The organism is Nakamurella alba (assembly GCF_009707545.1).
Taxonomy (GTDB): domain Bacteria; phylum Actinomycetota; class Actinomycetes; order Mycobacteriales; family Nakamurellaceae; genus Nakamurella; species Nakamurella alba.
This window is the reverse complement of the sequence record NZ_WLYK01000001.1, coordinates 339,863-355,316: the sequence shown is the minus strand read 5'-3', so window position 1 is coordinate 355,316 and position 15,454 is coordinate 339,863. Positions and strand designations below refer to the sequence as shown.

General features: G+C 73.2%; 9 protein-coding genes. 5 read left to right on the top strand and 4 right to left on the bottom strand.

The window, feature by feature from the left end:
- Positions 1-80: 80 nt before the first annotated feature.
- The gene (locus tag GIS00_RS01610; RefSeq protein WP_154766670.1) at positions 81-1,100 is read right to left on the bottom strand and encodes a LacI family DNA-binding transcriptional regulator; all 1,020 of its coding nucleotides are present in this window, start codon (positions 1,098-1,100) and stop codon (positions 81-83) included.
- Between the two features lie 799 nt (positions 1,101-1,899).
- Here GIS00_RS01610 and GIS00_RS01605 point away from each other — a divergent pair.
- Entirely contained in the window at positions 1,900-4,449 is a 2,550-nt protein-coding gene (locus tag GIS00_RS01605; protein ID WP_196073072.1) for a glycoside hydrolase family 2 protein, read from the top strand.
- On the opposite strand, the gene GIS00_RS01600 is transcribed toward GIS00_RS01605, so the two are convergent.
- Positions 4,376-5,863, bottom strand: coding sequence for an MFS transporter (locus tag GIS00_RS01600; RefSeq protein WP_154766668.1), 1,488 nt, complete (start codon positions 5,861-5,863; stop codon positions 4,376-4,378). The two genes, GIS00_RS01605 and GIS00_RS01600, sit on opposite strands and share 74 nt — an antisense overlap.
- Positions 5,864-6,153: 290 nt before the next feature.
- Here GIS00_RS01600 and GIS00_RS01595 point away from each other — a divergent pair, with 290 nt between their 5' ends.
- Positions 6,154-8,211, top strand: a complete 2,058-nt coding sequence (locus tag GIS00_RS01595) for a GGDEF domain-containing protein (RefSeq protein WP_154766667.1) — start codon at positions 6,154-6,156, stop codon at positions 8,209-8,211.
- A gap of 113 nt (positions 8,212-8,324) precedes the next feature.
- On the opposite strand, the gene GIS00_RS01590 is transcribed toward GIS00_RS01595, so the two are convergent.
- Complete coding sequence (locus GIS00_RS01590) at positions 8,325-8,777, bottom strand: DUF3817 domain-containing protein (RefSeq protein ID WP_154766666.1); 453 nt, start codon at positions 8,775-8,777, stop codon at positions 8,325-8,327.
- A gap of 129 nt (positions 8,778-8,906) precedes the next feature.
- On the opposite strand from GIS00_RS01590, the gene GIS00_RS01585 reads away from it, so the two are divergent.
- The gene (locus GIS00_RS01585; protein WP_154766665.1) at positions 8,907-9,326 is read left to right on the top strand and encodes a VOC family protein; all 420 of its coding nucleotides are present in this window, start codon (positions 8,907-8,909) and stop codon (positions 9,324-9,326) included.
- Between the two features lie 250 nt (positions 9,327-9,576).
- On the opposite strand, the gene GIS00_RS28250 is transcribed toward GIS00_RS01585, so the two are convergent.
- Entirely contained in the window at positions 9,577-9,708 is a 132-nt protein-coding gene (locus GIS00_RS28250) for a hypothetical protein (protein WP_255454592.1), read from the bottom strand.
- Positions 9,709-10,103: 395 nt separating this feature from the next.
- On the opposite strand from GIS00_RS28250, the gene GIS00_RS01580 reads away from it, so the two are divergent.
- Both GIS00_RS01580 and GIS00_RS01575 read left to right on the top strand, forming a co-directional pair.
- Positions 10,104-11,603, top strand: a complete 1,500-nt coding sequence (locus tag GIS00_RS01580) for an FAD-binding oxidoreductase (protein WP_322097338.1) — start codon at positions 10,104-10,106, stop codon at positions 11,601-11,603.
- 438 nt (positions 11,604-12,041) lie between these two features.
- Positions 12,042-15,362, top strand: a complete 3,321-nt coding sequence (locus tag GIS00_RS01575) for a BTAD domain-containing putative transcriptional regulator (RefSeq protein ID WP_154766664.1) — start codon at positions 12,042-12,044, stop codon at positions 15,360-15,362.
- Positions 15,363-15,454 lie beyond the last annotated feature (92 nt).

Genomic DNA, 15,454 nt, shown 5'->3' with positions numbered 1-15,454 from the left:
TGGTTCCGTGCCGGGTCGTCGGTGGCGGTCGGTCTGCGTGCGTGGTCGGTCTGCGGGCATGAACGCAGCCGGGAACGGCGTCACCACGGTGGTTCCCGGCAGCCGCAGCTGCCGCGGATCACCAGGGTGGTGGGGAGCTCACGGGGATCCGGCGCAACCGGTGCGCCGCCGATCCGGTCGTGCAGCACGGTGCAGCCCAGTTCGCCGAGTTCGAAGACCGGCTGCCGGACGGTGGTCAGGCCGGGACGGAGGTAGCGGGCGGCGGTGACGTCGTCCCAGCCGACCACCGCCACGTCGTCGGGCACCCGGACGCCGAGGGTCTCCAGCCGGCGCACGACCGCCAGCGCCAGTTCGTCGTTCGCGCAGACCAGGGCGTCGATCGGGGCGGATGAACGCGCCACCCGGTCGGCCACCGCACGGCCGTCCTGCTCGGTCATGGTGCCGGTGCGCAGCGGGGCCGCCGGCCGCAGCCCGGCGACTCGGACGGCCTGCCGGAACCCCTCGTGCCGGCGGGCACCGTCGAAGGAACCGGCCGGATCGCCGACGAACCGCAGCGCCCGCCGGCCGTGTCCGAGCAGATGGGTGGTGAGTTCCGCTGCGGCGCCGGTGCTCTCGGTCACCACCGCGTCGCAGCCGGCGGGCGCGGCCCCGCCGAGCACCACCACCGGGTGGGTACGGGTCAGCTCGACCAGCACCTCGTCGGCGACCGCGGACGCGAGCACCGCGATGCCGTCGGTCCGGGCGGCGAGCCGGCGGACCGCGATGCCCTGGTCCGTGCCATCGGCAACCGTGACGACCAACGACTGCCCGTACCGGGCTGCGGCGGCCTCGTACCCGATGAGGATGTCGGCGTAGTACGGCCCGGACAGCCCGCCGAGCAGCAGGCCGTGCGCCTGGTAGGTGCGAGCGGCCAGCGACCGGGCCGCCGAGGCGGGCTCCCAGCCCAGGTCGGAGGCGGCGGCAAGGACGACGGAGCGGGATCGTTCGGAGGTACGGGAGGACCCGCCCAGCACCCGGGACACCGTCGCAATGGAGACACCGGCCCGCTCGGCGACCGCGTAGATCGTCGGCTGGCGGTTTTTGCCGGACCTGCCGGGCATCCCGGGACCGTCGTGTCCCCCGGATCCGTCGTGGGGCCCGGACCTGGTGCGCGCCATTCCTGCCTCCACTCCGTCGTGTCGGCGCCTGCGCCGGATTCCTCCGGCGTCGGCGGTCGTCGGCGATGTCGTCGTCGGCATCGCTCTCCGCGAGTACGGCTGCGGCTCGTGTAAGCGCTTACACGCTAGCCACGACCTGCTCGGGCTGGCAATACCCGGCCGGGCCCGAGTCATGCCGTCGGCGGCGAAATCCGGGGACCAATCGGACATCCGATGCCACAGCATCCCTTTCCGGAGCAGGTACAGGGCTTCGCCTCACTGATCTCACGCCGCCGCAGGACGGCCGGAGTTGCTGTCCGTGTCCGGTCACGCCGGCGGACGGACCGGTCGACACCGACCGATCGCCGGCCTGCTGCGCCCAGGTGCGCGGGAGTGTCGACACCACGCGACCGGACCGGTCAGCACCCACCGATCAGCGGCCGACTGCGCCCAGGTGTGCACCGAGCCGATACCACGCGACCGGATGCAGAGGGACCCACCGACGACCGGCCGGCTGCGCCGACCTCCGCGGCCGTCCCCGACGCCACCCGACAGGACGACTCGCCGGGTCGCGGACGGGACCGGTCGACCACACGCGACCGCCGGGAGTGCGCCGACGTGCGGTGCCGTTCCGACGGCACTAGCCTGCGTGCACCCGGCCGGTGACCGTCCGCCGATCCGACCTCGGACGGATCCCGACCCGGGTCGGTCGGGGCGGTTCGCCGGACGGGCGGGCCGGATCGCAGGCAGGCCAGGAGGAGGCATGGACCACCGCGCACTCCACACCGGCTGGGAGCTGGTCGACGCCCCCGGCGGCCCGGTGCCGGCGACCGTGCCCGGCTGCGTGCACACCGACCTGCTGGCAGCGGGCCGCATCCCGGACCCGTACCTCGGGACCAACGAGACGGCGCTCACCTGGATCGGGGACCGGGACTGGACCTACCGCAGGGTGTTCGACGTCCCCTCGCACCACTCACCGGCCCGGCACGGCTTCGACAGCGATCAGGCGCACGGGCGAGGACGAGGAGCGGGCGCCGCCGAGACCGTCCCGCCACGACGCGACCTGGTCTTCGACGGACTCGACACCATCGCCGAGATCTCCGTGGACGGAGAGCATCTCGCCGGCACGGCGAACCAGCACCGCCGCTACCGGCTGCCGGTGGACGATCTGGCTCCCGGCCCGCACACGCTGCAGGTCCGGTTCTCCTCCGCCCGGGCGCACGGGGAGGCGGAGCGGGAGCGACTCGGCCACCGACCGGGCGCCTACACCGCGCCGTACCAGTACCTGCGCAAGTCCGCCTGCAACTTCGGCTGGGACTGGGGCCCGGATGTGGTGACGGCCGGCATCTGGCGGCCGGTCGCCCTCGAGACCTGGTCCACCGCAAGGCTGTCCGCCGTCCGGCCGGTGGCCACCGTCCACGGGGCGACCGGCACCGTGCTCGTCCACGTGTCGGTCGAGCACGCGGATCCACAGGCACCGTCCAACGACCTGCAGCTGCGCGTCACCCTCGACCGCCACACCACAGTCACTCCGGTCGCCGGCAGCAGAGCCGAGATCAGCGTGACGGCCGAGGATGTCGAGCTGTGGTGGCCGCACGACCTGGGCGGGCAACCGCTGTACCCGCTCAGCGTCGAGCTGCTGCACCGCGGTGCGGTACTCGACACCGCGCGCCACCGGATCGGTTTCCGGACGGTCGAGCTCGACACCACGCCGGATGCGATCGGCGCGGCATTCCGGTTCGTCGTCAACGGCGTCCCGGTGTGGATCCGGGGGGCCAACTGGATCCCGGACGACTGCTTCCCGTCCCGGATGACCACGGATCGGCTGGAGTCCCGGATCGACCAGGCGGTCGGCGCCCACCTGAACCTGCTGCGCGTGTGGGGCGGCGGGCTCTACGAGTCCGACGAGTTCTACCGGCTGTGCGACGAGAAGGGCGTGCTGGTGTGGCAGGACTTCCTGTTCGCCTGCGCCGCCTACCCGGAGGAGGAGCCGCTGCGCAGCGAGGTGCTCGCCGAGGCCCGGGACAACGTCACCCGGCTGATGCCGCACCCCTCGCTGGCGCTGTGGAACGGCAACAACGAGAACCTGTGGGGGCACGAGGAGTGGGGCTGGCAGGACGATCTCGGTGACCGGACCTGGGGCGCGGGCTACTACCACGAGCTGCTGCCGGCGGTCGTCGCCGAGCTTGATCCTGCTCGGCCGTACTGCCCGGGCAGTCCGTGGTCACCGGCCGGCGTCCCGGCCAACGCCGACAGCCACGGCCCGCGCCACATCTGGGACGTGTGGAACGAGAAGGACTACACCGCCTACCGGGACGTGGTGCCGCGGTTCGCGGCCGAGTTCGGTTACCAGGCACCGCCGACGGCGACGACACTGCACCGGGCACTGCCCGGCGACCCGTTGCTGCCCGACTCCCCCGGCATGATCGCCCACCAGAAGGCGATCGACGGGAACCTCAAGCTGGCCCGCGGCGCCGAGCCGCACCTGCCGGAGGCGGTCGACGATGCCGACGCCTGGCTGTATCTCATGCAGGTGCAGCAGGCGGAGGCGATCCGGTTCGGCATCGAGCACCTCCGCTCGCACCGGGACGTCTGCGGCGGCGCGATCGTCTGGCAGTTGAACGACTGCTGGCCGGTGACGTCGTGGTCGGCGATCGACGGGGACGGGCGGCGCAAGCTGCTCTGGTACGCGCTGCGGGACACCTGCGCCCCGCGGTTGCTCACCGTGCAACCACGAGCGGGTGCGCTCGCTGCCGTGGCCGTCAACGAGAGCCGCGCCGAATGGTCCGACGAGATCGTCGTCCAGCGCACGGATCTGATCGGGAACCTGCAGGCGAGGTGGACGGCGCGGGTGACCGTTCCCGCGCTGTCCGGGCACGAGCTGGCGCTGCCGGAGGAGCTGATCACACCCGGCGATGCGGAGCGGGAGGTGCTGCTCGTCCGGACCGCCGGGCATCGCGCGGCCCACTTCTTCGTCCCGGACAAGGATCTGCGGCTGCCGGACCCGGGGATCACCGTGCAGACCGGACGGGACGGCGACGACCTGGTGCTGCGGGTCGCCGCCCGGCGGTACGCCCGGCACGTCGCCGTGTTCGCCGACCGGTTGGCACCGGGGGCGGTCGCCGACTCGGCGCTGTTCGACCTGGTCCCTGGCGAGCGCCGGACCGTACGGATCCGCGGCGCCGCCGGGGTCCGGGAGGCCGTCACCGGAGCGCCGGTCCTGCGCCACCTGGCCGGGATCAACCGGGCAGTGCGGGATCCCGGTCGAAGTTCCGTTCCCGCCGCGGCACTGCCCATGCCAGCAGGGCGCTGAGCACTGCCGCCACCAGACCGGCGGCGAAGGTGACCTGGAACGCGGTCGCCGTCGGCGTCGGGTGACCGCCGTGGTCGACGGACCATGCGGCGAGCACCGCGCCGATCACCGCTGCCGCACTCCCGGTGCCGGTGGACCGCATCAGCGCGTTGATGCCGTTGGCGGCGGCCGTCTCCGAGGCCGGCACGGCCTGCATGATCAGCGTCGGCATCGCTGCGTACCCGAGGCCGATCCCGATGCCCACCACCAGGTTCGCCGCCAGCAGCGACGCCACCGAATGGTCCAGCACCAGCAGCAGCGCGTAGGCGACGGCGATGGCCAGGGCACCGGCGATCAGCAGCACCCGGGCACCGACGACCCGGGTCAGCCGCCCTGCCACCGGCGACATGGCGATCATCATGACGCCGGACGGCATCATCACCAGGCTGGCCGACATCAGCGAGAGCCCCAGTCCGACGCCGGTGTCGCGCGGCTGCTCCAGCAGCTGCGGCAGGCCGACGTGGTTGGCGAAGAGGGCGAAGCCCATGGCGATCGAGGCGAGGTTGGTCAGCAGCACCGGGCGCCGCGCGACCACCCGCAGGTCCACCATCGGTGCCGACCGGCGCAACTCGTACCAGCCCCAGAGCAGCAGCACCGCGACACCACCGGCACCGGCCCCGAGCGTGGCCGGGCCGAGCCAGCCCCAGACCCGGCCCTGCGACACGGCGAGCAGCACACCGGACAACCCGATCATCAGGCCGACGGCGCCCACCGCGTCGAACCGGGCCGGTGAGCGGACCCCGCTGTCCGGGACCAGGGTCAGCACAAGGGCGATGTTGAGCGTGGCCAGGCAGGCGGCCACCCAGAACAGGGTGTGCCAGTCGGCGTGACCGACCACGAACGCGCTGACCGGGAGTCCGAGCGCGCCGCCGACACCGAGTGTGGCGCTGATCAGCGCCACCGAACCGGGCAGCCGGTCGGGCGGCAGCAGGTCGCGCAGGATGGAGATGCCGAGCGGGATGACGGCGATGCCACAGCCCTGCAGCCCACGGCCGACCACCAGCACGCCCAGCGAGGTGGACAGTGCGGCGATCACCGACCCGACGGTCAGCACGGCGAGCAGCCCGACCACGACCTTGCGCTTGCCGTACATGTCGCCCAGCCGTCCGGCGACCGGCATCACCACGGCACCCACCAGCAGGGTGGCCGTGATGACCCAGGCGGTGCCGTCCCGGCTGGTTCCGAGCAGTGCCGGCAGCTCGGCCTGGATCGGGACCACCAAGGTCTGCATGAATGCCGCCGACATTCCGGCGAAGGCAAGGACGGCGACGGTGAAGCGGCCGGGTCCGCGGCCTGACGGGGAGCCGGTGGTCGGGACTGATCCGCCCGGTCCGAGAATGTCGACGGCGTCGGGGCGTCGGGCGCTGAGCACCATCGACTCCCCCTCTCCTGGCCGGACGCTCCAGCGATATCACGTGAGTTCCTTGTTGCGCAAAGCTAAGTGAGCTGGTTCCGCCGGGGGCTGTGGTGAACCGCACTCACGGTGACGACCCGGCGTCCGGTGCGACAGCCGGCCGAGCACGGCACACCATCAGGAGCGATGCGGTCACCCGTTGGTAGCATCGTCGGCCGGGACGGTCGGCCATCCGGGGTCGGCGCGGACCATCCGGTGCCCCAGCAGGGAGCGTCGGAAAGGCTTCCGGGGCGCACGCGTGAGGAGGACGGATGGGCCGACGGCCTGCCGGTGCCGCACTCCTGCACCGCATCCGTCCGGTCGTCCTCCGCCGGTCGCTCGCCGCGAGCACGGCACCGACCGCCGTGTACTCGCGCCCGTTCCGCCGGACCGGGGCGGTCACGCTGCTGGTCCTGCTCGACCTGCTGCCGCTGATCTGCGCATTCCTGACCCGCCAGACGCTGTCACCGGTCGGCTGGAGCGTGCTCTGGGTGCTGCCGACGGTCGTCGCCGCCGCGGCGCACCGCCGACTGTTCGTCATCCAGGCCGCGCTCGCCGTGCTGGCGACGGCGACGACCTGCGTGCTCGGTGCCGCCCGGCACGGGGCGACCGCGATCTCGGCGTCGATCGCCTTCGCCACCGTCGCCGGCGCGGTGGTCGGCGCCGCGGTGATCGCCCGGCGACTGAGCCGGGACACGGAGGTGGGCCTGGCGGCGCTCCGGACGGCCGCGCGCACGGACCGGCTGACCGGTGCGCTCAACCGGCGGGGCCTCGAGGAGGCCTTCCTCCGGCTCGCGGACCGGTCGGACGGGTCGGTAGCGCTGATCGCCGTCGACCTCGACGGGTTGAAGTCGATCAACGACCGGCACGGCCACGCCGCGGGCGACCGGGCGATCGTGGAGACGGTGACCCGGATGCGGGGCGCGGTCGGGCCGGACGGGTTGGTCGCCCGGATCGGCGGCGACGAGATGATCGCGGTGGTCGCCGGTGCGACCGCGCCGTTCGCGACCGTGTCCGCCGCGCTGGCGGAGACACCACCCCTCGCGGCCAGTGTCGGCGCGGCCACCGCCACCGACTGCAGCAGCCTGATGGACCTGCACGCGCTGATCGTCGCGGCCGATGCCGATCTCTACCGGATCAAGTCCGAGCGCCGCGGGCGCGTCGAGGCGGCATCGGCAGGCGCTGCGAGGGCATCGACCGGCGCTCCGACAGAGCCGGGCGGGACCCCCTTCACCGCCGGGGACGCCGCTGCCCCGGCGCCGTCGGCACCGGCCGGCACGGACCACTCCCGGCCGGACGCGCAGGAGATCGGGGAGCCGGACCCGGTCCCCGGTACCACCGAACCGCTGCCGCCCCGGCACGTGACCCCGCTCGGTGATCGGGTGCGCTACGCCGGACTGGCCGCGTGGTTCGGCGCCATCGGCATCGTCGGCACCCTGGTGCGGCCGGACGGCCAGGTGCAGGGCACCTCCCCGGTGGTGATCGGTGTCGCGCTGTTGTTCGATGCACTGCTGGTCGGCTTCCTGCTGCGGCCCGGACCGGTGCGCACGACGATCACCCCCGCGGTCTGGGTGTCGCTGGTGATCCTGTCGCTGATCTCGGCCACCCGGGAGACGACCGCGGACGCATCCGTGGGGACCGCGATCTGGGTGCTGCCGGTGCTGTTGATCGCGCGGTACCTGGGTCCACGGACCAACATCGCGATCTACGCCTACCTGGTCCTGCTGCAGATCGGCGTCGACATCGTGCGGCCGCCGACGCAGTCGATGATCGTGGTGCTGCACCTGGTCCAGGCCGCCGCCGTGATCGCGACCGGGGCGTGGTTCGGACGACTGTGCCGGTCGGACGCCCGGAGCCGGCGGATCCTCGCCGAGCTCGCGGTGACCGACCCGCTGACCGGCATGTCGAACCGGCGGGGACTGGACGCCACCGTGTCCGGCTGGGATCCCTCGGCCCCGGTCGACGTGATGATCCTGGACGTCGACAACTTCAAGCTGGTCAACGACCGCAACGGCCACCACGGTGGGGACCGGTGCCTGGCCGGCCTGGCTCTCATCCTTCGCCGGAGTGTGCCGCCCGGCGCGGTGATCGCGCGGGTCGGCGGCGACGAGTTCGTCGTGGTGTCCAGGGAGCCGCTGCCCGACGGGCTGATGACGGAGGTGGCCGTCGACCTCGACGCCCTGCCGGCGCCGATCACCGTGTCGCACGGGGTCGCCCATGGGCGAGCAGGTGACCTCTGGGATCTGGTGCTGCTCGCCGATTCCGGGCTGATGGCCGGCAGGCGCCGGACGCGGCCGGTGGTGGACGAGGTACTGCCCGAACCGCACTGACCCGTGGTTGTGCGCGGGTGCGGCGCTGGTCGGCCGGAGCCACTCGCGCGGATCCCCCGGAGTGCCCGGGACGGACCGGAACGAGGAGCGCACCGGGGTGACCCGGGCCGGTGTCAGGAAGAGGCGGGCGGGCCGACGACGAGGGCGACACCGGTCAGGGCGGCGACGGTCAGCACCCCGACCAGCGCACCACGCAGCGGGCGGACCAGCAGCCAGCGGACGACACGCTCCGGCGCGCGGACCGCGGTGCCGTCCTCACGTAGACGCCAGGTCCGAGCGAGGTGGCCGCGGCGTTCGGCCCGCCGGTCGAACCAGAGGGTGAGCAGGGGTGGGATCGCGCAGAAGAGGGCGAGGAGCCCGCGGCCGGCCGGCCAGCGCTGGTCGACCCAGACGAGCACGGTGACCACGCAGTAGGCGACGAAGACGATGCCGTGCACCATGCCGAAGATCGAGACACCGAGGTCGGTCGTCCGGGTCACGTACTTGAGGAACATCCCGATCAGCAGCAGCACCCAGGTGATCGCCTCGGCCACGGCCACCCGGCGGAACAGCATCAACGGACCCATACGGCTCACGCTATCCAGGGCCGGGACCTGCTCCGGCACTCCCGGAGGGTGAGCATCGTCGCCCCGGATCCGGGAACTTGTCGCGTTTGTTCAAGACCGCCGGGCGGGGCCGGACCTACCGTCGGAGCCATGACCGCATCAGAGAAGTCCGAGAAGGCAACCACCACAGCGAAGGCAGGACCGGCGACGCCGACGCTCGCCATGTTCACCATCGACTGTGCGGATCCGGGACCGACCGCCACTTTCTATGCCGAGTTGCTCGGCCTGACCGTGAGCTACCAGGACGACGACGCCGTGATGCTCGCCGGGGAGAGCGGACCGGCACTGGGGTTCGGCCGGGTGGAAGGACATCGTCCGCCGGCGTGGCCGGACCCGGACGGTGGCAAGCAGTTCCACCTCGACCTCAACGTCGCCGACATCCCGGCGGCCACGGCACGAGCACTGGAGCTCGGGGCCACCGAGCCGGAGTTCCAGCCCGGAGAGGGGAAGTGGACGGTCCTGCTGGACCCGGCCGGGCATCCCTTCTGCCTGGCGACCTGGCCCAGCTGACGGGTCGGCCCGGTCAGGCCCCGGCTCGAGCCGGCCGCACCCCGGCCGGCCGGAAGGCCAACGGCACGGAGGGCCGAAAGGACAGCGGCACGGAGGGTCTGCCGGCATCCCGGCCGGGAAGGGCCCGAAGGTCAGCGGCACCGGAGGGCCGGCTGGGGTCCCCGGCCAGGCAAGGCCGGGAGGTCAGCGGCACCGGAGGCTCTGCTGGGACCCCGGCCGGGGTGAGCCGAGAATGGTCGGCACGAGGGAATCAGCGGACGCGGATCGCCTGGACCGCGCTGCGGATTGCGGCTTCCTGGCGATCGCGGCGGTTCTGGACGATCTTCGCCAGGGCGCGGCCGAGTCCGGTGCGGGCGGGGGTCTGCTCGAGGATGGTCGCCATCGTCGTGTCCTCTCGTGGCGGAGTGCTGGTGGTCGGCGGGATGCCGGTGGTCGTACGTGCCGGTGGTCGTGCGGCCGGTGGATCGACCGGGTGGTCGACCGTGATGTCCGGCCGGTACGAGGAGCTCGTCGGGCCGGTGTGGCCTGTCCGGTTCTCCGGCGTACTGCAATGGTGACGGCCGGTTGCCGATGGCATCACGCCGAATCCGACATTCCTCGCCAGCTTCCTCCGAACGAGTGAAGCAAACTCCGTTCGGCCGCACGCTGCGTATCCGCTCGCGCACAAGCTGCTTCCAAGTACGGCCCAAGGGACGAGCCGGATGCTCTGCAGGACGCCCAGCGGCGTCGGTCCGACGGGAGCCGCCGGGCCCGCCACCGACCCACCCGGAGCACCTCGTGACCACCTTCCCCACCCACGCCTCACCCGAACTGCCCGGACCCGGCCGTCCCCGATCCACCGAGCCGGCCGCGCCGGTCGGGATCGCACCGACCCCCGCGTCCCGGAACGACGTCGTACCCACGTCGGGCCCGATCCCGTTCGGCGAGCTCCGATCGATGCTCGACGGGGACCTGCTGATGCCCGGCGACCCCGATTTCGCGGCGATGGCCACCCCCTGGAATCTGGCGGTGCCGGCCGATGCGGCCGCAGTGGCCGTGGTCGACGGTCCGGCGGACATCGCCGCGGCCGTCCGCTTCGCCGGCGTGCATGCCCTGTCCGTCGCGGTCCGCCTCACCGGACACGGCGCCGTCCCGGGGAGCGCACCCACCCTGCTGATCCACACCGGCCGGCTCGACGAGCTGGAGGTGCGCCCGGACGGCACCGCCCGGGTGGGAGCCGGCGTGCGGTGGAACGAGGTGATGGCCGCCGCCTCACCGCTCGGGCTTGCGGCCCCCGCCGGGTCCTCCCCGCACGTGGGCGTCGTCGGATTCCTCACCGGTGGTGGGATCGGGCCGTTCGTCCGCACCCTCGGCCTCGGGTCCGACCACGTCCTCGCCTTCGACGTGGTGACCGGTGACGGCGAGATGCGCCGGGCCTCGACGGTCGAGAACCCGGCCCTGTTCTGGGCCTTGCGCGGCGGCAAGGGCGTCGCGGGCATCGTCGTCGCCGTGGAGCTCCGGTTGCCCAGGGTCAGCACCTTCTTCGGCGGTGCGATCCACCTGGACGGCTCGCACGCGGCACGCGTGCTGCACGCCTGGCGCGACTGGACCGCCGGACTGCCGGAGCAGGGCACCAGTTCCGTCGCCCTGGTCCGGCTCCCACCGATGCCGGGCGTCCCGGCCGAACTGGCCGGCCGGCTCACCGTCGCGGTGCGCTTCGGGTGGCTCGGCGATCCGGACGAGGGGCGGCGGGTCATCGCACCGATGCTCGACCTGGCACCTGTTCTGCTCGGCGGGATGGACGTGCTCCCCTACGGTGCGCTCGAACTGATCCACGCCGACCCGGTGGACCCGATGCCGGGACACGAGGCCTCCTCGGTCCTGCGCGAGTTGACCGCCGACGACGTCGAGACCGTGCTCCGGTCCGCCGGGCCGGAGGCCGACTGCCCGCAGGTGCTCGTCGAGATCCGGCACCTGGGTGGCGCTCTCGCCCGGACACCGGCCCACCCGGACGCCTTCTCGCACCGGGACGCCCGGTACCTGGTGTCGTTGATCGGGCTGGGGGTGCCACCACTGATGCAGGCGGTCGCCGATCACGCCGACGGACTGATCGCCGCTCTGGCGCCCCGATCGTGCGGTCGGCTGCCGAACTTCGCGCCCTCGACGGCACCGGCCGAGGTGCGCCGCACCTACTCCCCCGAGACGCTGCGCCGGCTGGCCACACTTGCCGCGACCTACGACCCGGCCGGGGTGCTGGCCGATGCGGCTCCGATCCGGCAGGCCTGCCTCGACACCTGAGGGTCGCACACCGCACAGTGGGAGCCGGCCCCACCGCTCCGATCCGGCAGGCCTGCCCCGACTCCTGAGGTCGGCCCACCACCGCGGGAGCCGGCGGATCACCGCGATCCGGCAGGCCTGCCCCGACTCCTGAGGTTGGCCCACCACGACGGGAGCCGGACCTACCGCTCCGATCCGGCAGTCCTGCCCGACTCCTAAGGTCTGCAATCCCGGGCGGGCACCGGCCGCCGCGGGTCGGCAGGCCTTCCCTGAATCCAGGGACCCGACCGTCAGGCCGGCACCTGTCCGGACCTGGCGGGACCTGGCGGGACCTGGCGGGACCTGGCGGGACCTGGAGGGATACGGTGCGACCGGGACATCCGGCACCGGCTTCCAGCGCAGACCCGCGGTCCGCCGGACACCACCGAACACCGCACGTCGAGCACACCGGAGGGGATCGTGCAGTACCGCGTACTCGGGCCACTGGAGGTGGTCCGCGACGACCATGCCGTGGACCTGGGCGGGCCGAAGCAGCGGGCCGTGCTCGCCGTGCTGCTGCTGTCCGCCGGGCGGGTCGTGCCGACGGACTCGATCATCGACGCGGTGTGGGGCGAGGATGCGCCACCGAGCGTGACAGGCAGTCTGCAGGCGCACATCTCGAACCTGCGACGACTGCTGCGGGACAGCAGCACCGCGACCTCCCCGATCGTCCGACGGGCACCGGGGTACTCGCTCTCCGTTCCGGCGGAGTCCATCGACCTGTCGCTGTTCACCGCGGACGTGGAGCGCGCCCGGACCGCGGCCGCCCACCGCGACTGGGGGCTGACGGTGCAGGCCGCGGAGGCCGCCCTGCACCGTTGGCGCGGAACCCTTCTCGCCGACTGGCAGGACGAGGAGTGGGTCCGCATCCCGGCCGCCGGTGTCGACGAGCGGCGGGCCGAGGCCCTCGAACTCCTGGTGACCGGACTGCTCGGATCCGGTCGGGAGACAGAGTCGCTGCACCCGGCCCGGTTGCTGCACGAGCTGCAGCCCTTGCGCGACAAGGCCTGCTGGTTGTACGTTCTCGCGCTGCACCGGGCGGGTCGATCGGGTGAGGCGCTGGACGTCCACCGCGCCCACACCCGGCGGCTCGACGAGGAACTGGGTCTGGAGACCGGACCGGACCTGCGGGAGCTGCAGGGCGCGATCCTGCGGCAGGACCCGTCGCTGATGGCCTGGCCGGGTCCCGCTGCGCAGCCGGCCGCGACCCCGACCGCACCCGCGATACCGGCCCCGCACACGCCCGACATCACCGTCCCGGCCGAGGGTCTCGTCGGCCGGGGGCGGGAGTTGGACATCGCGGCCGGGCTCTTCGCCGAGGTACGGACCGGCGGGGATCGCTGGCTGCTGCTCGGCGGCCCGGCCGGGATCGGCAAGACCCGGCTGGCCGAGGAGATCGTGCGCCGCTGGGAGTCCACCGGCGGCCGGGCGGTCCGGACGACCTGTCCGGACGACGACGGCGTCCCGCCGTGGTGGCCGGTCCGCCGCGTGCTGCGCGGGTTGGGATCCGACGACGACGCGGTGCTCACCCCGCCCGAGGGCAGCGACGCCGACGCGGCCCGGTTCGCGATCTACGAGCGGGTGCTGGGCCTGTTGGCCGAGGTGTCGGCCGACGCGGGCGGGTTGCTGCTGCTCGTCGACGACGTGCAGTGGGCGGACCCGGCGACCTTGCGCTTCCTGACCCACCTGGCCGCCGCGCCCGGGGCGAACCGGCTCGCGGTCCTGCTCACCGCCCGCGACGGGCTGCGGGCACCGGACCTGCAGCGGCTGCTCGAATCTGCGGTGCGCCGGGCCGGTACCCGTCAGGTCACCGTGCCACCGCTGTCGGTGGCGGAGGTGGGCCGGTTGTCGGAGCTGGTCGGCGGCCGCGCCGTCGACCCCGGGGAGGCCGCCGCGCTCACCGCCCGCACCGGTGGCAATCCCTTCTTCGTCGCCGAGTACGCCCGGCTCCCCGAGGAGGAGCGGGCCGCCGGCGACCTGCCCCCGTCCATCAGATCGGTACTGGGGCGGCGGTTGTCGGCGCTGGACCCGGCGGTGCTCCAGGTGCTGCGGACCGCTGCGATCATCGGCGACCCGATGGATCCTGCACTGCTCCGCTCCGTGACCCGGATCGACCCGGAGGAACTGGCCGACCTGCTCGACGAGGCCTCCGACGAACGGATCATCGTCGCCGCCGCCGACGGCAGGTACACCTTCGCCCATGCGCTGCTGCGCGACGAGGTGATGGCCGGGATGTCCGCCGTGCGCCGGCAGCGGCTGCACGCCCGGGTCGCCGACAGCCTGGGTCCGGGCGGACCGACCGAGCGGCTGGTGCGTCGGGCGGCGCACCTGGTCGCCGCGCTGCCGTTGGCCGACCCAGCCACCGCTCTCGATGCCTGCCGCGCGGCGGCGGTGGACGCCGACCGGCGCTGGCTGTCCGAGGCCGCGGCCGACTGGTGGGAGATCGCACTGCAGGTGGCGGACCAACTCTCGCTGTCCGGCCGGGACGCGCTGACCGATACCGAACGGGACGACCTGGTGATCGCCCGGGTCGACGCCCTGGCCCGGGCCGGGCGCGGGCAGACCGTGCTGGACGTGGTCGACGCGGCGCTGCTGGACGCCGCGCGCCAGGGACGAACGGGGTCCGTCGGCCGTCTCGCGTCGACGCTGCTGCGCACCGCCGGCGCCTGGCCGTGGACGACCTACGGCGCGGACCCGGCGCCGCTGCTCACCCGACTGGCCGGCGTGGAGCGGATGGTCAGCACCGACCCGGCCGCCCACGTCCAGGTGCTCGCCGCCCTCGCCGTCGGGAGCTGTTACGACCCGGACGGGGCGGTGCCGGACCGACTCAGTGCCCACGCGCTCGAGATCGCCGAGCAGCTGGGCGATCCCGAGGTGCTCGCCGACGCGCTGCTCGGCCGGGCGCTCACCTTCTCCGGGGTGGCCGCCCGCGCCGAGGAGTCCGTCCGGCTGCTGGAACGACTGGCGGAGGTGCCGCACCGGCAGCAGCGGCTCGACGACGTGCTCCGGCACAGCCTGCTCGCCATGGCCACGATGACCCTGGGCGACGTCACCGCCGCGGAGGAGCACCGACGTCGCGGAGCCGAGGCGGCCGATCTCCTGCGGTTGCCGGTCGGCCGGGTGCAGCTGCGCTGGATGGAGGGCGAACTGGCCCAGTGGCACGGCGATTTCGTGACCACCCGGGCGATCTACGACCAGACCTACGAGATGCACCAGCAGACCGAGCTGTACTTCAGCGGGGTGTACTACCACGCACTGCTCGCGCTGCTCTGGGACTCCGGCCGGATCGGCGAACTGGGCCCGCCGGATGTCGACAAGGACGTCGCCACCTGGGCTCTCGCCGCCTTGCACGCCGCGCGCGGTGAGGCCGCCGCCGCCGACCGGGTGATCGGCGAGGAGCTGGCCGCCGACGGTCCGCTGGTCTGGACCTCGCACGGCCGGTGGACGCTGATGGCACACCTCACGGCCGATCTCGGTCTGCACCATCACGTCAACGCCCTGCTCGACCGACTGGTCCCGCTGCAGCACTGCATCGCCACCATGGGCCATGTGGGCGTGTTCGGGCCGATCGGATTGGCCGTCGCGCGCCTGCACCTGCTGCGCGGGGATCCCGAGGCGGCCGCCGAACCGCTCGCGGTGGCGACCGTGCTGGCCGAGAACGGCGGTGGCCCGGTGTCGCTCGCCCGCTGCCGGTCTCTGGCCGCCGAGCTCGAGGATCTGTCGATGGCCGATTCCCGCTGAACGACTCCGTGGCGACCAGCGCCTGTGACCAGCCACCCACCATGGAGAACGAACAGCCGCGCGCCGCCGATCCGCTCGGCACCGACCCGGAT